Source organism: Paenibacillus sp. J22R160 (assembly GCF_059692135.1).
In genome coordinates this window covers 1-21,754 of the sequence record NZ_JCAUAU010000031.1, presented here as the reverse complement: position 1 = coordinate 21,754, position 21,754 = coordinate 1, and the positions used below count along the sequence as shown (strand labels likewise).

Here is a 21,754-nt window from a genome sequence, read left to right as displayed (position 1 = left end):
AAGTCTACCCCAATATATAAAAAAAAGAGCCAAATGGCTCCCTTTTCATTCATCACTCCGATTGCCGCTCATCGCCGTACCAAAGTTCTCGGAACGTCGCGCTTCGCTGCAGCAGCTCCTCCGATGTACCTTCGGCTTCGATGCGCCCCTCCTTCATCACAATGATGTGATCGGCCCGGGTCAGCGCCGTCTTGCGGTGCGAGACGACCAAGCAGGTCGCATCGCTTCGACGCTGGAACATCCGCTCCCAGAGCTTCTGTTCCGTCTCCACGTCGAGAGCGCTCGACAGATCGTCGAAGACGTACAGTTCGGCGTCGCGCACGAGCATGCGCGCTGCCGCCGTCCGCTGTGCCTGGCCGCCGGAGAGCTTCACCCCGCGCGGGCCGATGACGGTGTCCAGCCCGCCAGGCAGCTGCGCGACGTCGTACTCGAGCACTGCCGCGTGCAGCGCCTGCTGCAAGTTCTCGTTTTGCTCCGCTTGCCCGAGCAAAATATTGTTGCGCAGCGTATCGCTGTACAACCGCGGCACTTGCGCGGTGTAGGCGCTCCGCGGCGGGGTGAAGAAGGTGCCCGGGTCTTCGACGGGCACTCCGTTCCACGCTATGGTCCCTTTCCCTTTGGGCAGCAGCCCAAGGAGGGAGCGCACCAGCGTGGTTTTACCAGAGCCGATCGCTCCCGTTACGACGGTAAACGATCCTCTTTGCAAGCTGAGGTGAATGTCCGAAATGCCTCTGCCCGTATCCGCATAGGCGTAGCTCAACCCATTCACATCAAGCCGCAGCAAGGCAGCTTCGCTCGCGAGCGTTTCGGTCTGCTCCGTTCTGTTCGCGCTCCCAAGCGTTGCACCCTCGGGCTTATTCCCTCTGTTCGCACTGATAGGCTTCAAATGCAGCGAATTAACCATCGTCAAAACCTTCGCCGAAGCTCCCTGCAAAAGAAACGTTAAACGTTCCAACGATACGCTCATCTGCTTAAAATACGTGATGAATTTACCCACATTCGTAATAAATTGCGTAACAAAGGTCAAATAGTAGACGAACAGCGCGAAGTCCCCGACTGTAAAGGTGCCCGCTCTCATTTTCGTACCAGCTAACAAAAGAATAAGTCCTGTTCCCAAATTCACAGAATTAGAGAAAACGGAATCCAGCAGCTCCGTCATTAAGCGATCCTTGAGCATCGCCTTGCGACGATTGTCGCCAAAGCTGCGGAATCGATCAATGACGCGGTCCTCAGCACCTGCCACTTGTATGGCTTGTACGTTACCGAACATTTCGCTGATTTCCCCAGTCACCTTGGACGTGGCTTCCCTGCTCGCAGCGCGATATTTCTGAAGGCGAACTGTCGCCAGCTGCGCAGCCGTAATGACAAGCACAATCGGCAGAAATACCAGCAGTGTCATTTGAGCATCAATATTAATCAGAATATAACCGGACACGAGTGCAAAACAAGTCATGCCAAATACATCAACAGACCAGCTGGCCGCCTCTTCGGATTGATCCACATCATCCCGGAAATGGCTGATTGCTTCCCCAGGAGAAACGGGAATAGCTTGCGCGCCTGGTTGTTTTAAGACATGCTCCAGCAAATTTCTTCTCAGCAGCATCCCCATCCGAAAGCGGAAATGAACATCGGTTATGAACCCGATAATAATAAGGCAAATACGCCCTAAAGCAGCAGCAATAAGCAGCGCGATCAAGCCCCAGACGCCATAGCCGAGAGTGGAATTCACAGTCAAAGAATCAAAAAATTGTTTCGTAATCAAGCCTGGCGCGATCGGCGCTAAGTAAATAATTGTCCAAGCAAGCGCATTGATAAAATAACGCAAAGGTCGGTACATAATTAGCCGCCACAAATAGTGGAACGTAGTCATACCAATACCTCCTCAAGCCCGGTGGCAAGTAATTGGCTGAATCGAGATTTGGGATCTGCGGCCAACTGCTCTCTTCTTCCCGTTTCCATCACATGACCATTATCCAAAATAAGGATATAATCCGCACGCTGCACCGTAGCTAATCGGTGCGCGATCATGATACAGGATCGTTCGGTCAATAGTCTGGATACGGCTTTCTCGATGCGCTGCTCTGTCAGGGGGTCTAGCCGAGAGGATGCTTCATCCATAATGACAAGTCCTGGTTTCGTTAAAAACACCCGTGCAAACGCCAACAATTGTGCTTCCCCCGCCGATAAGCTGCCTCCTCCAGAGGCCAGCATCGTATCCAGCCCTTCAGGCATTGATTCATACCATGAGCCGAGTCCAAGCTCTGTAAGCACATCAACAATTTCTTTATCCGTAATGGCGTTATCATAAAAGGTTAAATTATCGCGAATTGTTCCCTGCATAATCTCAATATTTTGCGTCACCAGCGCGACATGTTTGCGCAGCTCTGCCAATGTGCAATCGCGTATATCGGTTCCGCCTAGCGCAATTGTGCCGCTTTGCGGATCATAAAACCGCAGCAAAAGTCTAGCCATCGTTGACTTGCCGCTGCCAGTTCGCCCAAGCAAGCCTAAGACTTCCCCTGGCTTCAAGTTCAACTCTACGCCTTTGAGCGTAGGCTGATCTCCTTCGTAGCTGAACGTTACATCACGGAATTCAACACTAAGCGGCCCCTTTGGCAGCCGTGCACCCGGCCCATCCTTAATCTCAGATTGTGTAGCAAACAGCTCTCGAATCCGGGAAATACTTGCATCTGCTTTCTGCAAATCCTCCATTTGTGTACGGATTTTCTCGATGGGCTTCGCTAGCAGCTCTGTATAAAAGAAAATTAAATACACCGTACCCAGGGAGATATTCTGGCTATACCACAGATAAGCACTAATGCCAAAAGCCAATGCATTGCCCAATGCAAAAACGAAAATCGACATATTCCACAACGCGCAGAAGCCTAGAAAGGCTTTGACTCGCAGCGGCAGCATTTTTCTAAGCATCGTATAAAAGCGATTCATTACGAAACCAACTGCTCCATTGGCGCGGATATCTTCCGTCCCTTCCAAATGCTCGCCGATAAAACCGTAGAACTCGGCATTCGCCTGCCGCCATCCCGCCCACACAGGAACAGCGAATTTACGAATCCACTGGATCATAAAAACAGCAAAGATGACAAAAAAAGCCATTCCCGCGCCAATGATCCAATTCTCCCGGAATAATAAAACGATAATGCCTGCCATCAAAAGCAGATTGCCGAATAGATGAATAATCATACTGGAGAAGAAATTCGCAAGCGCATTCACATCGCCGTCCACTCGTTCGATAAGCGAGCCTGACGTATGCGATTTATGAAAGGACATGTCTAGTGACAAGCAATGTGCTGCTAAATCAACGCGTAACTTATTCGTTGTTTTCCAACCGACATTTTCGCTATAGTATGTCGCTACGACGGAGACAAGCTGCTGCACAAGCGAGAAACCGATAAAGAAAATGGCTGCTGTGATCAAGGGCTGCATGGCGCTACCGGCTTGCGCCTGATCGATAAAATAACGGATAATTTGCGGATTGACGAGCTGCAGTCCAATTGAAGCGAACAAAAGCAACGTCAATACAACGAGTGTACCTCTTTGAGGGAACAAATATCGACTTAAAAGCTCAGCATACTGCCCCATGGAGTTACTCTTTTTTAGGTTTACCTTCATTATGTAAGGGCCTCCAGTTATTATTAATGACGTTAATCATTCATGTCGTTAAGTATTGTCCTCCTCTGCCAATCGTACATTCAATCATACTAAATTGAACTGCAACCGACAACGCACGTTTTCATTTTCAACAGCACCGCTTGGGGTTGGGTCGAAGAGAGTGCAATCAGATTGGGGTTGGGTCAGCGCGTGAGCAATCGGAATGGTTCATTGGACGAAATCCAATCAACACACTGATTTTAGGGCTCGATTAGCGGTCCCTATTGGATGAAATCCAATAAGGACCGCTAAATCGTGGCACTACAGGGCTAGTTAAGACAGTTCTATTGGATTTCGTCCAATGAAATGAGCAATTTAGGTGCAATATTGGCGGTTTCATTGGATATCATCCAACGAGGCTGCATTGCTCCCAACGCTGTATTGTTGTTTCCCACCGCTAGCCTACGCAACTCACTCTCCACGGACGACTTGTGCCTCAAATTACTCATATCTCTCGCGCGCATACTCAAAATCCCATCCCCCACAATCTCCTCCAAACATAAACAAAGGGGCAACCTTCAGTCCCCCCAATAAAACATAAAAAACCGCAATCTCTCGCGGTTCTTTCCGAATACAAGAATAATCTCCACAAGTCATTAAACAAATTGTATAATAGAAAAAAATTACCATTACGGCTCTCATGTTACCTTCACTAACACATAGGCGGTGGATGAATTGGTTCAGACACTTTTGCAATTAACGGTGAAAGACATTTTGCAGCGTCCTTTGTTTCAGAAAGCCGAAACCATCGCAAGTGAAGAAGCATTGAACCGCATTGTTCGTTGGGTTCACATCATGGAAGTACCGCAGGTCGGCCATCTCTTAAATGGCCATGAACTCATCCTCAACACAGGGATTGGCTGGCAAGATAACGAAGAAGTAAGCCTCTCCTTCCTCCAACAATTAATCGATAGCGGGGCATCTGGTCTATGTATTGAACTCGGGACCTATACGAAACAGCCCCTCGAACGTATGAAGGAGCTTGCACTGCGCGAACATTTTCCACTCATCTTTTTTCACGAAGAAGTCCGGTATATTGATATCACTCAAGATTTGCATGCCTATTTCATTCATCAGCATTATACGATGGTGTCCGAGTTGGAAGCCCTTTCCACACAATTGAATCAACTGCTCCTCTCAGGTAAAGGACTGCAACCGCTCTTACAGCTTTTACACGAAACGACACTAGCGCAGGTCGCCTTTTTTCCTTATGGAGAGGAAGCCCGGTTTATCCCAGAGATACCGAAGACCGAAGCCGACCTCTTTTATGAGAAGTGGATTTTCGGAGAAATCTTTCGACTGCCTGATATAAAAAGCAAGCTTGCCCATCGCCCTATTCTAGCACTTGAGCGCATGTTTGCTGATCTTCTTTTGTACGGAGAACGGGAGTTGAGCGAATTTCAGATCCTTGCGTTAGACCGCTTCGCAACGGCCATTGCACAAGAAATGATGCGCACGACCTACATGGAGGAGAAAAAGCGATACAAGCAGGATCTTTGGGTCATGGATTGGCTGAACGGAAAGCATACCCAGCAAGTCATTCGAGACTATATGCTTGCCCAGAAACCCAATGTGAAACTTGATCAAGCCGTTGTATGCGTGTTTGAAAGCAGATCTGTACGGAAAGATGCTATCGATCATGAAGCGCAGCTCCTACAAAAACAAATGGTAGCGCGCTCCATTTTCGAAGGTGAAGGTTTCTATTTGGTCCCTGCCTTTCTCAACTCTTATTTCGTTCTCATTCTGCTTGATCAGCTAGGGGCAGTGCCTTCTCAGGATCGAATGATTAGGGCCATCCAGCGCTTGCAAAAGACAGAAAATCTGCAAGAGACGGCGCTTTTCTCACCCTTTTTGGGAATTGGTAAAAGAATCAGTGATCCCTCTCTCCTCAAGATAAGCTATCAAACCGCACTGGATACGATTGAAATTCAGAAAGACATCGGAGTACTGGCCAAACCTTTCTACGATGAGCTTCACGTGGGCAAAGTCATCCTGACGATGAAACAAAGCGGCTCATTGGCCTCCTTTATTGAAGAATACCTCGGACGTATCCTCCACTATGATCGGGAGAAAAACGGCCAACTTTTGAAAACATTAAAAATGTATTTAGCTTTAAGCGGGTCCAAGCAGGAAACAGCCAAAGAGCTTTTCATTGTGAGGCAAACCTTATATCACCGTCTGGACAAAATTGCCCTGCTGTTAGGCGAAGATTATATGCGCCCCGACAAAAGAATGGCCATAGAGCTTGCGCTCCACGGTTATGAATACATGCATGGAATTATAGCTTAGATCTGTTCCTGACCCTGCCGAATGAGCAGTGTAGCATAATATTTGCGCGCATTCGCTGTCTTCAGATGGAGAGTCGCTGTTTCACCGCCGGGGTGTTCGAATTGCAGCCATGCGCCGCTCAAATCTTCCTTCACCCCAACAATTTTAAATTTCTGGGCAACGAAACCATCCAGCTTTTGCTTCTCCAGGATAAATTGTGCATGTTCAGACATGTGCTGCCCCCTTTTGATCCACAGTATCTTGCTTAGGCTTAACCCCAAGGGATTCGGAGGGATAGATCTTCCGTTTCACAAATTGCCCAACACCAGGCGTGCCCACGAATTGTTTATTCTGAATCACATACTCCCCTCTCGATAGCACAGTAACTGGCTCTCCAGTGATTTCAATGCCTTCAAACGGATTATAATCCACGTTCATATGGTGCGTATCGGATGAAATAACGCGAGTCACACTCGGGTCATAAATTACGATGTCGGCATCGCAGCCCACGGCGATTGTTCCTTTCTTAGGAAACAAACCAAACAATTTGGCACTTCGCGTAGACACGATATCCACGAATTGGTTCAATGTTATCCGCCCCTTCAGGACGCCTTCCGAGAAAAGAATCGAGAACCGATCTTCGATACATGGGCCACCATTCGGGATTTTGCTAAAATCACCTAGCCCTAGCTCTTTCTGACCTTTGAAGTTAAAGGAACAGTGGTCGGATCCTAATGTCTGAAGCTGTCCATTTTTCAGAGCCGTCCATAGCGCATCTTGATGCTCTCGGTGGCGAAGCGGTGGCGACCACACGTATTTTGCACCTTCAAAATTCGGCTTCTCTAAATACGTTTGATCCAACATCAAGTACTGCGGACAAGTCTCGCCCCAAATATCGACTCCCTGATTCCGCGCTTCAGCAATCTGCTGAACAGCTTCCTCGCAAGTCACATGAACGACATACAGCTGAGAATTTGCCAAAGCGGTTAATTTAGCTGCGCGCCCCGTTGCTTCTCCTTCAATCAAGGATGGACGTGTAAGCGCATGGTAAATTGGCTCGGTATTCCCCGCATCTAGCGCTTCTTTGATCAAATAATCAATCACGTCGCCGTTCTCAGCGTGCACCATGACCAATGCTCCATGCCGCTTAGCTTCAAGCAGTGTTCGATAAAGCGTTCCGTCGTCAGCTTGAAAAACATTTTTGTACGCCATGAATACTTTGAGCGAAGTAATCCCTTCGTCAAGTATCATTTTAGGCAGCTCAGCTAGCACATCATCATTGATTTCAGCAATCATGAGATGAAAGCTGTAGTCAATCACAGCCTTGCCCTCCGCTTTGTTATGCCAGGTTTGAACCGATTGACTGAGCGGAACGCCTTTATTCGTCAGACAAAAATCAATGATCGTTGTCGTTCCTCCAAACGCTGCAGCCTTCGTTCCTGTCTCGAAATTGTCTGCTGTAACCGTCCCGCCAAAAGGCATATCCAGATGCGTATGAGGATCAATGCCACCCGGGAAAACATAATGCCCCTGCGCATCGATGATCTCAGCGCCTTCTAGCTCAATATTCAGCCCTATCTGCGCAATAATGCCGTTATCAATCAAAACGTCTGCCTGATACTGGTCAGCAGCCGTCACAACCGTGCCATTCCTAATAAGTTTGGCCATCGTTATACAGCCTCCTTTTTGTTGGAATTCCCTTCGGACAGCTTAGCAATCGCCTCTTGTCTTTCATTCCAAGTCATGGGAGGTTCAGCGCTAGCCATCTCAACCATGGTGATCGCACCATCTACGGGACAAACAATGGCGCATAAGTTGCACCCTACACAGTCTTCTTCACGGACTTGCAAATACGACTGTCCATTATCGCTGGTCAGCATATCGATACATTGATGTGAGGTATCCTCACAAGAAATATGGCATTTATTGCAGTTAATGCAAATGTCATTATCAATTTTGGCGACAACAGCGTAGTTTAAATCCAAATTTCCCCAGTCGGAGTATCGGGGAACCGATTTTCCAATCAGGTCCATCACGCTTGTGAGCCCTTTTTCATCTAAATAATTGTTCAAGCCATCGATCATATCCTCCACGATTCGGAAGCCATGATGCATGGCAGCTGTACATACTTGCACCCCTGTAGCGCCCATCAACATGAATTCAACGGCATCGCGCCAGTTAGAGATACCGCCAATACCTGAGATTGGAATGCCAACCTCCGAATTGCGCGCACAATCCGCGACCATGTGCAGCGCGATCGGTTTTACAGCCGGCCCGCAGTAGCCGCCATGAGAGCCCTTTCCTCCGACATGAGGGATCGTATTCCATGTATCGATATCGACCCCAGCTAACGAATTAATCGTATTGATCAAGGAGATCGCATCCGCACCGCCTCGAACTGCCGCCTTCGCCGTGCTTGTAATATCTGTGATATTCGGCGTCAGCTTCACGATGACCGGTGTCTTCGCCGCTTCTTTTGCCCACATCGTTTGCGCTTCCACAAGATCGGGCTGCTGCCCGGAAGCTGATCCCATACCGCGCTCCGCCATCCCGTGCGGACAGCCAAAGTTCAGCTCAAGACCGTCCACCCCAACGGCTTCGACTTTTTTTACAATTTCATGCCACTTTTCACGTTTGGGTTCAACCATCAGTGAAACAACAAGCGCATGATGGGGAAAGCGTTTCTTAGTCTCGTATATTTCTTGCAAATTGACCTCAAGCGGGCGGTCCGTGATCAATTCAATATTGTTAAAGCCAGCGACACGTTGTCCATTGAAATGAACCGCAGCAAACCGTGAGGAAGTGTTAATAATCGGGTCTCCGAGCGTTTTCCATACCGCCCCGCCCCAGCCGGCTTCGAAAGCTCGCTGGACTTGGTAGCCTGTATTGGTCGGTGGTGCCGATGCCAACCAGAAAGGGTTTGGTGAAGTTATGCCTGCTAGATTGATGCGTAGATCTGCCATGCAGTATCCCTCCAGTATGATGTACGATTAATGACCAGCCATTAGGCAGACTCGTTCTGAGCTCTAACCACTTGTTTGTAGATAGCGTAAGCGGCTTGTTTCCCTTGCTGAGCGGCTGAAACAACCATCGCCTCTCCTTGTCCTTCTCCGAAAATAACATCACCTGCCGCAAATATTTTGGGATTCGAAGTTTGACCTGTGTCTGGATCCACAGTCACCGTCCCTCGGATATGCGTTAGTTTGAACTGATCGATTAGGGATTCATGGCGCGTTTGTCCAATCGCTTTGATCACCGCGTCAACCGGAAGGACAAACTCAGATCCAGCTATTGGGACCGGTCGTCTACGCCCCGCCTCAACATCCACCAGTTCCATCCGTACGCATTCCAAGGCTGTTACGTTGCCATTTGCATCGCCTATGATCCGTTTTGGTGCCGTAAGCCATCTGAATGCAACGCCATCCATTTTGGCAAAATCAAATTCAAAATCATACGCCGTCATTTCCGCTTGCGTCCGCCGGTACACGATTTGAACCTGATCTGCGCCAAGCCTTACCGAACAAGTAGCTGCATCAATCGCTGTATTTCCAGCGCCAATGACGGCTACTCGCTTCCCGATCAGGTTAGTATCCGGATCACCACCTGATTTCGTTGCTTCAACGAAATCAATGGCATCGAAGACGCCTGTTAAGGCTTCGCCTTCAATACCAAGCATCGGCACCTTCGACATCCCGACTGCCAGTACAACAGCGTCATAGTCTTCCAGCAGCGACTCAGCCGTAATATCCACGCCAACCCGTGTATTCAATCTGAAATCAACTCCAAGCTGGCGAATCTGCTCTACTTCCCAGAGCGAAATCTCCTGAGGCAAACGGAAGGAGACGATTCCGTATGTATCTAACCCTCCTGCTTGGTCTTTCGCTTCGAAAACCGTCACTTGGAAGCCGAATCGGGCAAGCTCTCGGGCTGCCGAAAGGCCTGCTGGTCCACTGCCAATGATTGCAGCAGATTTCCCGATGCTTGCTCCTGCTTTGAACAATAATTGCTCGTTTTTCATCGCCCAGTCAGTCGCGTAGCGCTGCAATTGCCCTATCAGAATAGGCTTGGACGAATGATTAAGTACGCAAGCCCCTTCGCAAAGCTCCTCCGTCGGGCATACCCTAGAGCACGTGGCACCTACCGGATTAGCCTCCATAATGGTGCGTGCAGAGCCTTTGAGATTGCCGGAGGCGATCTTTTTAATAAAAGATGGAATTTCAATCCCTGTCGGACAGGCGCGTACACAAGGAGCATCATAACAATACAAACATCGATTCGATTCTTCGATCGCCTCTTTCGGCTTCATGCCCGCTTTGACTTCGGCGAAATTACGTTTCAAATCATTTAGCGAAATAAAGGATGTCCCCATTTGCCACACCTCCGCGCGTATAGGCTAACTATCTGATGATCGTCATCAAGTCTGTGATCCTGGACTCCTTAAAGCAATCCGACGCGCTGTGCGATACAGAAGCTCAGTACCTAACGTGATATCTTCAGGACTCGCATACTCCTTGGGATTATGGCTGATTCCCTCCAAGCATCGAACGAAAATCATCCCGTAATCACAGACATGGGACATCGCTAGCGAATCATGAAACGGGCCGCTCATGAGCTCCGGCGGAGTAATTCCCATCTCAGCTGCTTCTTCACGTAAGCTTTGCATGATCCAACCGGCGCAATAACGGGGTTCACTGTTCGTATCCTCCCGAATCGTATAGGTAAGCCCATGCTCCCTTGAAACGTTCTCGATCACACTCAACAATTCGGTTTCGAGCGCGTTGCGGCGGGATAAATCGATATCGCGCAAATCAATCGTGAAGGATACTTTCTCGGGAATGATGTTGCGAGAATCCGGAAAAACAGTAAGAGAACCCACCGTTCCAACGGTCGGGGCATCTGGCACCTGCTGAACAAGCTCGTTGAGCGCAACGATAATCTTGGCACAACCCAACAGCGCGTCATGGCGCATCGACATCGGCACCGAGCCTGCATGACCGGCAAAACCGGTCATCTCAACGGTGAGCCATAACGGACCCGAGATGCCTGTGACGATACCGATTGGTGCATTCAACGCTTCAAGAATCGGCCCTTGTTCGATGTGCAGCTCCAGGAACGTACCGATACGTCCTTGCCCAAACACATAACCTTCGAAATCCGCAGGGTCACAACCGAACTGTAGTAGTGCTTCACGGCGTGTAACGCCACTTTTATCCATTCGCTCGAGCTCATTGTCTTCCAGCTTGCCCGTCATTCCGCGGACTCCGAACAAACCTTTATTGAAACGACATCCTTCCTCGTCACAGAAGGCCACAACCTCGATATCGCATTCAAACGTTTGGCCAGCATCCACTAAAGTTTGAACCACCTCAATCGCGCCAAGCACGCCAATTGCGCCATCAAATCTTCCGCCATAGGGCTGTGAGTCGATGTGAGATCCAAGCATGAGCACTGGAGCATCAGGATTACGCCCTTTCAACTTCCCAATGAGATTGGCGAAGGGATCGATGTGAGCTTCCATCCCTGCATCCTCCATCCATTGTTTCACGAGCTCCACGCCTTCACGATCTTCCTGGGAGAGCGCCAACCGGCACACGCCAGTTTCTCCGATTTTTCCAATTTGCGAAAGTTCTTGAATATGCTGATGTAAGCGTGAAGTGTTGATTTGTATCCGAGGGGTTGTAGACAATGTCCTTCATCCTTTCTCCTATTTGGCATCGAACACAGCAAGTAAAGTGTCTACGATAAAGGCAATATCCTCGTCTGTCGAAGAGAATGGCGGGCTTAAGGTAAGAATGTTTGCGTAACCAGGCACGGTATCGCCATTCTTTCCGATCAACAACCCTTTTTGCTTACAAGCAGCAATGATGCTCATCACGCGCTCCGCTGTTGCAGGCTGCTTTGTCTGCACATCTTCAACTAATTCAATTCCCATCGCCGAACCAAAAAACCGAATTTCACCTACATGTGGATGTTTCAGCAGCGGCTTTAAGCCGTCTTTAAAAGCTTTACCGATACGAGAGGATCGTGTCACCAAATTTTCATTTTCTAGTATTTCGATATTTTTTAGAGCAACAACACAGGAAACCGGATTGCCTCCGAACGTGTTTATATGGCGCAAATGGCTTGTAGGTTCTTGGTTGTTTTTGAACGAATCATACAATTCAGCTGAAACAGCCGTGGCCGATAGCGGTGAGTATGCGCTTGTCATGCCTTTGGCCATCGTTACAATGTCCGGTCTAACGCCATAATTGAGATGACCGAACTTCTCGCCAGAACGGCCAAAACCGCAAATCACTTCATCCACGATGAGCATAACGTCATACTTATCACATATGCGGCGAACCGTCTTCAAATACTCGTCCGGCGGAACAATCATGCCTCCTCCCGTAATGACCGGCTCCATAATGACACCAGCAACGGAGTCTGGACCTTCCCACACGATGACATCTTCGATGGCCTTAGCGCATTGCAAGCTGCAGCTGCCTTGCTTTTGGCCGAAAGGACAGCGGTAGCAATAAGGAGGCGGAACATGCTGGAATCCCGCACCGAGCGGTTCATATTTCAGCTTGCGCTGCGCTTGCCCCGTTGCCCCTAGTGCCCCCATCGAATTCCCGTGATAGGCGCGGTGCCTAGAAATGAACTTGTGCTTCGTGGGCTTTCCATTTTGGTGGAAGTATTGTCTGGCGATTTTGAAAGCTACTTCATTGGCATCCGAACCCGAGTTAGAGAAAAAAATCCGATATTCACCATCCAGCCACTCATTGATTTTCGCTGCAAGCTCGATGGACGGGATGTGAGATTGCACCATGGTGGCATAGGCAAGCTTCATCATTTGTGCTGCGGCAGCCTCGGCTATTTCCTTCCGTCCATGGCCTACATTCACGCACCATAACCCGGACATGCCGTCCAAATATCGATTGCCATCCACATCGGTCACCCAGCTCCCTTCACCGGAAGCAAGTATCATGGGATTCTCGTTATGTGCAGCCATATGGTGCCATACATACTTGCGATCTTTCTCTAACAGCTCCTCCTTGGTCGGCAAATCACTCAATTCATCACTCTGCATATACAGCCTCCTCTCCTCTTAATCCTTGCAAAATCCTTGCAAAAAATCTCCTATATTATTTCTATGTATAGAAAGAGAGAGACATCCCTTGAAGCTAATGTTAAATGTTTATTTCATTCAGCTTTATGTGACTGCCCCTCGTATAAGCTGGTTCGAATTGCGGCGGATAACACATGAAACGGGTCCGATTCCCGTGTTTGTGCGGTTCGTTCCTCTCCAAGGCTGACGTGATGAATCGAATGTATACGCCCAGGATGGGCCGTTAAGACAATGATTCGATCAGATAGGAAGACGGCTTCGGAAACGCTATGAGAAACAAAAACGATGGTTTTCTTCGTTTTTTTCTTAATCGCAAGCAGCTCGACTTGCAGCTTATCCTTCGTAAAATCATCCAGCGCGGAAAAGGGTTCATCCATAAATAAAATAGGCGGATCCAAGGATAAAGCACGCGCAATCGCGACTCTTTGCTGCATGCCTCCGCTCAGCTGCCAAGGGTAATAATCCTTAAACTTGGTTAAACCAACCGTTTCAAGCAGCTGATCGACCGTATGCCTATACTCCGAACGGCTTTGGCCTAATACCTCGAGCGGAAGCTCAACATTCTCTTGTACGGTACGCCACTCAAATAACGTTGGTTGCTGCAGCACAATTCCGAACTTTCTGCGCAAACGCACTTCCCGCGGGTGCTCCTTCTCAATCAGAATTTGCCCGCTGGACGGCTGCAGCAAATCTGCCATGATTCGCAGCAGCGTTGATTTGCCACAGCCCGACGGGCCAAGCAAGGATATGAATTCATTTTGGTGCACATCGAATGTGATGTCCTGGAGGACCGTCACTTGCCTCCCTTTTTTTCCGAACACCTTACATACGCCATCCAATGATATCTCCACCTTGTGACGAGAAAGCTCTGAATTCATCCTGCTCCTCCTCAACTTGCCCTTATCATCGCGTTACAGATGTGTTACTTACAATAACTGTATATGTTATATTATATAACACCTAGCATTTATTACATTATACAAAGTGTTCCAAAATTAATGGATCAACGTGACAGAGTGTAAAGTCTCTCCTCATGAATTCAAATAACCCTGTCTCATAGTAGAGTCAGGGTTATCAAATTCATTACATAATTAATATTATGTAAACAAATTTTCATGCTACATTTTAACTGTTGGTTCAAGCACTGTAAGTGTGTTATCGAATGTGTTGAGATCTACCATAGCCCCGATTGGAATTGCCGCTTTATATAAACCATGTGCAGTACTCAAATTCGTCATAAGCGGTTTGCCAAGCGGATATATGACACTGCCAATGAGCTCCTCATAAGTCGTTGAATACGAAACAGAACAATTCGTACATTGACCCATAACAATCCCTTGGCAATGTTGGAACTTACCAGCCATGATCAATTGCGTCAAATAGCGATAAATGGTGTTCGTTGGTTCATGTGTTTCCTCGATAATAACGATTTTCCCTGTTGTGTTTATTTCATACGGTGTCCCCAGGGATCCTACGAACGAGGTTAGATTTCCTCCGATAATTTGCCCTCGAACATTGCCCTGAACTAAACTTTTCAGCTGCATCCCAGGCGGATTTTGAATGACTCTACTTTGTGATAACGTCGACGTTGCAGCGAAAAACTGATCAAAGTTATACGTTGGTGTACTAGCGCTAAAATCAATTAAAAGAAGGCTTTGGAACGTAATTAAATTTGAAAATTGATTGAGTACATTCAATAAGATGGTAATATCGCTGTAGCCAGTAATAATCTTTGGGTGTTTGTTAATCAGCTGATAGTCCAAATACGGTAAAATATCTCTTACCCCTGTACCTCCCCTGGTCGGCAAAATCATTTTGACCTGAGGATTTGAAATCATTGCCATAAAATCTTCTGCACGCTGCTCAGCTGAGGAAGCAACGATGCCATCGTAAGAATACGCATACTTCCCCACAAGCACCTCAAAACCCATACCTTCAAGCGTACTTATTCTTGCATCAATGATACTGGCATCAAGTGGACTGCCTAACGTAACTATTCCTATGGTGTCACCACCGCGTAAAATGGGGGGCTGAATGGCCATTTGGATGCCTCCTACCAATGCCCTTGAACTGCATAGGTTTTAATCTCTCTGTTGCCTTATATGCGCCAAAAGAGAAAAATATAACCATGGTTTATCCATTTATATCCCCATCCCCGCTGGAATGAACGCTGTCACCCGATTCATGGCCTCTTGCTTTTGTTTATCCGCAACATGCGTGTAAATCTGAGTTGTTTGTATGCTCGCATGACCCAACAATTCCTGTAGAGTTCGAATATCCGTTCCTGCTATTACTTGCATCGTAGCAAATGTATGCCGCAGCTTATGGCTGGAAATAGACTTCCCTTGCAGTTCAGTATAATGCTTCTTCAGTTCTTCAAAATGTTTCTCCGCGATCGTTTGAATCATCCGAATGCTAATCCGTCGCCCAAATTGCGAGACGAAAAATGGCTGCTCGCCTTTGCTTCGCGAATCCAACCGCTCTGCCAGTGCTTTATTGAGCACTTTCACCAATTCATCAGGCAATGGAATTAAGCGCCATTTCCGACCTTTTCCATATACCAGCAATGACTTGGTCGTCAGGTTAAAATCCGATGTATTTAAGCGATGCAGCTCACTTACCCGCAAACCTGCGTAACTCATCAACAGAAACATGGCTACATTGCGAATTTGATATTTTCCCTCAATCGATTGCAGAAAAACGGACAAAAGCTGTTCGTTCAGAAATGTTGGAATCTGATTCTTCTCTACCTTCGATTTCTTAATATTGAGAGATGGATTGCTAGTCGCCAATTGAAGCTCGATCAATGCTGTGAAAAAAGTCCGGATCGATGACAAGTATCGATTACGTGCAGCATCGCCTGCCCCTCCCTGACGCATTTTGGTTAAAAAGCGCATAATATCAATCGCCTCAATGTTGGATAAAGATTTATCCATCGACGAAAGAAATAAGCGAACATCACCTAAGTAAGCTTGCTGCGTTCTTTTGGTAAACCCCTGATCCTTCATCCAGGTTTCAAACAGCTCCAAATAGTCATCATCATACTCCAATCCTTGTCCCAACCTCGTTCACTCCGTTCGTTAGAATCTAAGTTGCGTTAAATATAGATTTAGTGCAATTTTTTCGACAGAAAAAAGCGGCCTAATTCGGCCGAAAAGAGGATTAATCTCTAGGGTATTCCACTTTCATAATATCCATAAAAGGAACTTTGTCCAATTCTCCGTTGCTAGTCTCCATATGTACTCGCCCCGTTCGTGAATCCATCGTTTTGATAAGACCACGTACTGTTTCTACACGACCCCAAACGGTAAGGACAATCTCTGAATTTTCCATCTTTGCTTCTGACAGTTGATTCCCGATTTCCTCTAAAACAAACTCGTCGCGCGTTGGTCTTTTTGCAACTTTCGCCTTTGCCATTCTCGCTCCCCCTGCGTTCTAATCACCTAGCCGGCGATATAATTTCTTTAACCCTTCCCACTTGTCCATCAGTTAGTCTAACTTTTATCCCATGTGGATGTGTCGGTGAATTTGTTAATAAGTCTTTCACAATTCCTCGTGTTAGCTTTCCGCTGCGTTGGTCTTGTTTCAAGACGATATTCACTTCGATTCCCGGCAGGACATCTTTACGATTTTGCCCATTCATGCTGTGCGAGTCGCCTGCTTTCTTTCCAGATTGTGCTTCATTATAACACATATTTCACTCATTCCCTACCCGAAGTGCGAACATAAGTAAATCCCTTTACAACGGCCAAGTTAACTCATACGATGATGGATATAAAATACTTCTAACGAAGGAGCCTCACCTATGAACCGTTCGTGGCCTCTGCCTGCAAGACCTTGGATCATGCATCAAATATGGAACGATCTGCTATTCGCTCATCGGCCTATCCCTGTCGAAATCTTAAGAGAACTCGTGCCTACTTCCATGCCAATCGACACCTTTGAAGGAACGGCTTGGGTAGGCGTCGTACCTTTTCATATGACAGGCGTAACTCCTAAAGGTATTCCTGCATTGCCTTATTTCTCATCATTCCCGGAAATCAATGTCCGAACCTACGTAACGATTAATGATAAACCCGGTGTATACTTCTTCAGCTTAGACGCTCATAACAAATTCGCTGTCGAAGCGGCACGCACTTTCTTCCATCTCCCCTATTTCTACACGCAAATTGAGGTTAAAGAATTAACAAATAACACTATGATCTACCATAGTGTTCGTCAAGATTCACGCGCTCGGCAAGGTGAGTTTTCAGCAGAGTACGGCCCCTCCTCCCACATTCGGCATGCGGTACCTGGAACTTTAGAGTACTGGCTTACGGAGCGTTATTGTCTATAGTGTCAGGATCGCCGCGGACGGATCTACCGGGGGGAGATCGATCATGATCCATGGGCTTTGCAGTCGGCCGAGGCTAATATCAAGATCAATACGCTGCCAGCCTCTTTTGAGATCAAACTTCCGGAGCATTCCCCTATATTGCATTTTTCCAAACAAATAACAGTAAAGATCTGGGCACTTGAAAAGCTCAATCGCCTATAAGACAGCAGATAGCAGCCTGTTCTAGGCTCTAAATTTTAATTTACACTATTAATAATTAATAGTATTAACTATTATTTTAACCATTTGGCCATACTTCTTTTGCCGATTGAGATGAGCTAACAGCAACTCCAGAGCTTTTACTTGAAAAGTACGGGATCAATAGCGCACTGGTGAAACTGAAAATCATAACCGCCTTAAACACAATACCACTAAAATCAGTAATGCCTAAAATAAGCGCCAGCATGACAATTCGAGAGACTACTAACATAAGCTCCCTCCATACCAAGACCCTCGCCTGATGAACGGGCTTTAAATGATTCGTTGCTTTGAATTGACGCGAGCTCCAAATCGTAAAAAAGAAGAACAGCCCAATTGTCGTTAAAATATTGGATAAGATTAAGATTGGCGGCTTCGGGAACAACGCAAGCAGAAAACCTACCGCGGCAGCCATCATTCCGATGGAAAGCCACCATGAATCATTCAGCCGGCGTGTACGGCTAAATCGCTGATAGACGAACAAGCACGCAACAGTGAATGCGGTGTACATGATTTGGAGAAGAGCTATTTTGAGCTTATCCCCTGTAACTGAAAAGGTAAAAATAAGGGAAAATATCCCCTGGAATTGAATAAAGAACCCTCCTGCGATTAAGGATGGAATCATCCATTTCAATTGAGGCGTATTGAAAACTTGTCGGATGGAAAACCGGCTGAAGACTCCCTCTCCCGCGTCTTTAAGTGAAATTTGAGGCACATAAAAGGACATTGTAATCATCAGACCGATAAAGAGAAACATAATAAGGAACGATCCGGAAAATCCAATCCACTTGATAATAAGTGCGAATAGCAACGGATTGAAGAAGGCAATCAACTGCCCAAACACATTCGCAGCCGAGAAGAACGCCGTGAATTCCTCGCCTTTGCCAAACAAGGAAATTCCGATATTTTGCGCAGATGCATATAAACCGTTCGTTACCCCCACTGGCAAAGCAATCACAGATAAATAAAGTAATTTGGGTTCAACATGGACCCAGGAAAGCAAAATAAAGGTAACGCCTGCACATATCGCAGAAACCCTCATCACCGAGCTAATATTGAATTGCGCTAGCAATCTAGAGCCGCACATAAAAGCAAGCCCCCAAGCCGCGAACATAACTAAATTGAACCAAGCAATATCGAAGATTTGATGATCCTTTTCCCAAATAAAAAGGTTAATAAAAATACCCATGTAATTGAAAATAATGCTTGAACTCACATTCATCATTAATAAACGTTTAAGCGATGTTGTCATAGTCCTCTCTTCTTTCTAATTAAATCGTTAACATGGTTTCCATGGATGAAATATTCAGATACAATTAGTATAGTTAACGACATTAATTTCATGATAGATCAACAATAACACGGAGATATGACGGAGGGAATGTACGAAATGCCAAAATTCATGGACTATATGATCAGTCCTTATCCGCTTCGGATCATAACGTTGCCAATCGATTCCAGCAAGCTAAAGCTGCAATCTTTGATTATTTCAAACGTCGGACACTTGCCTGGACGCATCTCATTTCGACACCAAGCCTCTTTCTCCAAATGGGCGTTTATTTACTTGTCTGGAGGCAATGGGTCCTATCAAGCAAATAATGGTCCCGTGCAACGCGTGGAAAGCGGCAGTCTGCTCTTCTTACGACCAGGTGTCGTTTATAACTACGGTCCTGATCAAGGCGGCTATTGGGATGAGTATTATTTTACCTTTGAGGGGACTCGGATCGAGGAATGGCTTGGCAGTTGGCTAACCAATGTCGATGAAGCGAAGCAAGTCGGGCATGAGGATGCCACCCAACACAACCGGATCGATCGCATCTTCATGCTGATGGAGAGCGGATTACCTGATAACATTGATCGCGCCGCGCTTCTTCTGGAAACGTTGCTTTTTGAATTTACGCTGAAAGCGCAAGCTACGGCCCAAACGACGAAAACGCAGCAGGTCATCGACATTATGGATGATCTCGGAGATTCGCTCTTTCATCCTTTCGATGCAAAAAGTATCGCTAAACGCCATCACATCTCGATTTCTACACTTCGTAGAGTTGTGAGCGAATATACAGGCTATCCGCTCAACGCTTATATTAACCGTTTGAAAATAGCTGAAGCGAAAAATATTCTCCTGAATACGGAGGATTCTGTCAAGGAAGTGGCCGATTCGTTAGGGTTTAAAGACGTCTTCTACTTCTCACGATTATTCAAAAAATACGTTGGCGTGTCTCCTCTTATTTACCGAAACAATATGCAGCTATAATTAGTTTACATAATATAAATTATGTCATCATTTAATGCTTTTTTTAAAAAAATGAGTTCTTCGTCCTAGTACGACTTGTCATCGAGCTACATATGATAAATTAGTAGTAAATCTTCCCAATGGGGAGGTGAATCCAAATGACACTAGCACTTACAGGATGGATGCTCTACGCAATGTTTGTAGTACTTGGTTTAATGGGCCTAAGCTTCTTATACAGCTTATACAAATCTCTTAAAGCAGGTTCGTTCTCCAGTTCTTTATTTCTCTCTTATTTGAAAGACTTACTGTTCTACGTGTTCCCATTATTCATGCTTTCCAACATGATGGCCCTTGATCCTACAGGCTTCTTGCTGTTAATCGGTTATTATCTTGGCGCACTCGGAGTCGCACTCAAATATTTGGAGAGCTTTAAAAAATAATTTGTAACCGCATTCAAAAAATGCTCATGATATGGCTCATACAGAGAGCCAAAAGCAGCCATGGTTTCATGGCTGCTTTTTTCATTTTTATTCAATTCACCCTCTATTAATCAGGAAATCGTTCGAATCGGTGATCCGGATAGATAAGCTTTAATATCTTCAACTACGTCTCTATAAAAAGCCTGATAATTCGCCTCGGATACATAGCCGATATGCGGTGTAGTAAGAAGATTCGGAAGCGATCTGAATTTATCCTCTTTCGGCAGCGGTTCCACCTCGAACACATCAACTGCGGCGCCGGCGATCCAGCGGTTCTGCAAAGCCTCGGCAAGTGCTGCTTGATCTACGATCGGTGCGCGGGACGTATTGATCAGATAAGCCGAGGGACGCATACGCTTAAGTTCCGCCGCGTTAATTAGCCCTCTTGTCCTGTCGCTTAAGACAAGATGAATCGACACAAAGTCGCTATTCTCAAGCAGCTCCTCCTTGGAATTGGCTAATCTCACGCCAACTGCGTCGGCCTGCTCTTTCGTTAAATTCTGGCTCCATGCTACGACATCCATGCCGAACGCTTGGCCAAATTTGGCAATCTTGGTGCCAAGCTTGCCAAGGCCCAATACGCCAAGCGTCTTCCCGTACAAATCCGTTCCGATCGTGCTCTGCCACTGACCGCCGCGAATCGCGTTGTGCTCTTGCACGATGTTGCGCGCGAGCCCTAGAATCAAAGCCCAAGTGAGCTCAGCGGTTGCGTTGCCTGCACCACCCGTTCCGCAAACAATAATACCTTGCGAAGCGGCAGCGTCCAAGTCGATGGAGGCATTCCGCATACCTGTGGTAACAAGCAGCTTCAAATGGGGAAGCCGCTTAAGCAGAGATGCGCGGATAGGAGTCCGTTCACGCATAATCACGACAATTTCGCAGTCTGCGATTTGTTCGACAAGCTCATCTGATGAATCGATGTGCTGATTGATGCTCTTGACCTCTACTTGGTCCGTAATCGGTGACCAATCCGCAGCAGTTAAAGCTACTTTCTGGTAATCGTCTAATATGGCGCAGCGAAGCTTCATTATGAAATTGCCTCCTTCATCGTACAAGTAAGTATACCAATTTTAAGTATATTCTTGTCGAGAGTGCCTTGCAAACTGTCGGTGAATCTTGCCACGCGGAAATTTTTCCAGCTATTTCAGCTGAGACGCTTTAACCAAGTGGGTAGTGGATTACTTATAAGCAACGCCGATTTCTCCTGCTATTTTCTGCAATTGTTCAACTATTGGGTAATTAACAGGATTTTCTATATCTAATTTAGCCAAATTCACCAGATTTCATATAACTACCGTCGCTTTAGCAGGAGCTTTGGACCTCTGTCAAGAAAGTGGACACTCTTATCCCGTTTTTTTGTTCTTGAACTGCGCAGCAAAGCGAGCTGGTGACATGTAACCTATCGCACCGTGGATTCGCTTGCG

The 21,754-nt window shown here is 46.7% G+C and carries 18 protein-coding genes and 1 pseudogene; 4 read left to right on the top strand and 15 right to left on the bottom strand.

Annotated elements, in window-relative coordinates; translation table 11 throughout:
* Positions 1-52: 52 nt before the first annotated feature.
* Entirely contained in the window at positions 53-1,870 is a 1,818-nt protein-coding gene (locus AC58UW_RS31600) for an ABC transporter ATP-binding protein (protein ID WP_497424474.1), read from the bottom strand.
* Positions 1,867-3,630: an ABC transporter ATP-binding protein gene (locus AC58UW_RS31595; protein WP_497424473.1), complete on the bottom strand. Its 1,764-nt coding sequence runs from the start codon at positions 3,628-3,630 to the stop codon at positions 1,867-1,869. The genes AC58UW_RS31600 and AC58UW_RS31595 overlap by 4 nt, the downstream gene beginning before the upstream one ends.
* A gap of 714 nt (positions 3,631-4,344) precedes the next feature.
* Here AC58UW_RS31595 and AC58UW_RS31590 point away from each other — a divergent pair.
* Positions 4,345-5,958 carry a PucR family transcriptional regulator gene (locus AC58UW_RS31590; protein ID WP_497424472.1) on the top strand — a complete coding sequence of 538 codons (1,614 nt, stop codon included), beginning with the start codon at positions 4,345-4,347 and terminating at the stop codon, positions 5,956-5,958.
* Here AC58UW_RS31590 and AC58UW_RS31585 read toward each other — a convergent pair.
* The 11 genes from AC58UW_RS31585 to AC58UW_RS31535 all read right to left on the bottom strand — a co-directional run bounded on the left by AC58UW_RS31585 (position 5,955) and on the right by AC58UW_RS31535 (position 16,688).
* The gene (locus tag AC58UW_RS31585) at positions 5,955-6,170 is read right to left on the bottom strand and encodes a hypothetical protein (protein ID WP_497370922.1); all 216 of its coding nucleotides are present in this window, start codon (positions 6,168-6,170) and stop codon (positions 5,955-5,957) included. The two genes, AC58UW_RS31590 and AC58UW_RS31585, sit on opposite strands and share 4 nt — an antisense overlap.
* Positions 6,163-7,605 carry a dihydropyrimidinase gene (gene hydA, locus AC58UW_RS31580; protein ID WP_497424471.1) on the bottom strand — a complete coding sequence of 481 codons (1,443 nt, stop codon included), beginning with the start codon at positions 7,603-7,605 and terminating at the stop codon, positions 6,163-6,165. The genes AC58UW_RS31585 and hydA overlap by 8 nt, the downstream gene beginning before the upstream one ends.
* A gap of 2 nt (positions 7,606-7,607) precedes the next feature.
* Complete coding sequence (gene preA, locus AC58UW_RS31575) at positions 7,608-8,900, bottom strand: NAD-dependent dihydropyrimidine dehydrogenase subunit PreA (protein WP_497424470.1); 1,293 nt, start codon at positions 8,898-8,900, stop codon at positions 7,608-7,610.
* Positions 8,901-8,941: 41 nt separating this feature from the next.
* On the bottom strand, positions 8,942-10,306 hold the full coding sequence (locus AC58UW_RS31570) for an NAD(P)-dependent oxidoreductase (protein WP_497424469.1): 1,365 nt from the start codon (positions 10,304-10,306) through the stop codon (positions 8,942-8,944).
* Positions 10,307-10,351: 45 nt separating this feature from the next.
* The gene (locus AC58UW_RS31565; protein ID WP_497424468.1) at positions 10,352-11,623 is read right to left on the bottom strand and encodes a M20 family metallo-hydrolase; all 1,272 of its coding nucleotides are present in this window, start codon (positions 11,621-11,623) and stop codon (positions 10,352-10,354) included.
* A gap of 18 nt (positions 11,624-11,641) precedes the next feature.
* Positions 11,642-13,006: an aspartate aminotransferase family protein gene (locus AC58UW_RS31560; RefSeq protein ID WP_497424467.1), complete on the bottom strand. Its 1,365-nt coding sequence runs from the start codon at positions 13,004-13,006 to the stop codon at positions 11,642-11,644.
* A gap of 113 nt (positions 13,007-13,119) precedes the next feature.
* Complete coding sequence (locus tag AC58UW_RS31555; RefSeq protein ID WP_497424466.1) at positions 13,120-13,923, bottom strand: ABC transporter ATP-binding protein; 804 nt, start codon at positions 13,921-13,923, stop codon at positions 13,120-13,122.
* Between the two features lie 240 nt (positions 13,924-14,163).
* Positions 14,164-15,087 (bottom strand): S66 peptidase family protein, encoded by a 924-nt coding sequence (locus tag AC58UW_RS31550; RefSeq protein ID WP_497424465.1) that lies wholly within the window; start codon positions 15,085-15,087, stop codon positions 14,164-14,166.
* Between the two features lie 99 nt (positions 15,088-15,186).
* A complete protein-coding gene (locus AC58UW_RS31545) occupies positions 15,187-16,107 on the bottom strand; it encodes a tyrosine-type recombinase/integrase (RefSeq protein WP_497424464.1) in 921 nt (306 codons plus the stop codon).
* Between the two features lie 100 nt (positions 16,108-16,207).
* Complete coding sequence (locus AC58UW_RS31540) at positions 16,208-16,462, bottom strand: YolD-like family protein (RefSeq protein ID WP_497370940.1); 255 nt, start codon at positions 16,460-16,462, stop codon at positions 16,208-16,210.
* A 22-nt stretch (positions 16,463-16,484) separates the two neighbouring features.
* The gene (locus AC58UW_RS31535; protein ID WP_315950154.1) at positions 16,485-16,688 is read right to left on the bottom strand and encodes a YwbE family protein; all 204 of its coding nucleotides are present in this window, start codon (positions 16,686-16,688) and stop codon (positions 16,485-16,487) included.
* Positions 16,689-16,850: 162 nt separating this feature from the next.
* Between AC58UW_RS31535 and AC58UW_RS31530 the strand changes: the two are divergent.
* Positions 16,851-17,582, top strand: a pseudogene (locus tag AC58UW_RS31530) (YqjF family protein).
* Positions 17,583-17,658: 76 nt separating this feature from the next.
* On the opposite strand, the gene AC58UW_RS31525 reads toward AC58UW_RS31530, so the two are convergent.
* Positions 17,659-18,870, bottom strand: a complete 1,212-nt coding sequence (locus AC58UW_RS31525) for an MFS transporter (protein ID WP_497424463.1) — start codon at positions 18,868-18,870, stop codon at positions 17,659-17,661.
* A gap of 138 nt (positions 18,871-19,008) precedes the next feature.
* On the opposite strand from AC58UW_RS31525, the gene AC58UW_RS31520 reads away from it, so the two are divergent.
* Positions 19,009-19,872: a helix-turn-helix domain-containing protein gene (locus AC58UW_RS31520; protein ID WP_497424462.1), complete on the top strand. Its 864-nt coding sequence runs from the start codon at positions 19,009-19,011 to the stop codon at positions 19,870-19,872.
* A gap of 137 nt (positions 19,873-20,009) precedes the next feature.
* The gene (locus tag AC58UW_RS31515; protein WP_497424461.1) at positions 20,010-20,291 is read left to right on the top strand and encodes a hypothetical protein; all 282 of its coding nucleotides are present in this window, start codon (positions 20,010-20,012) and stop codon (positions 20,289-20,291) included.
* A gap of 110 nt (positions 20,292-20,401) precedes the next feature.
* Here the strand turns inward: AC58UW_RS31515 and AC58UW_RS31510 are convergent, their stop codons facing one another.
* Positions 20,402-21,358, bottom strand: a complete 957-nt coding sequence (locus AC58UW_RS31510; protein ID WP_497424460.1) for a D-2-hydroxyacid dehydrogenase family protein — start codon at positions 21,356-21,358, stop codon at positions 20,402-20,404.
* Positions 21,359-21,754 lie beyond the last annotated feature (396 nt).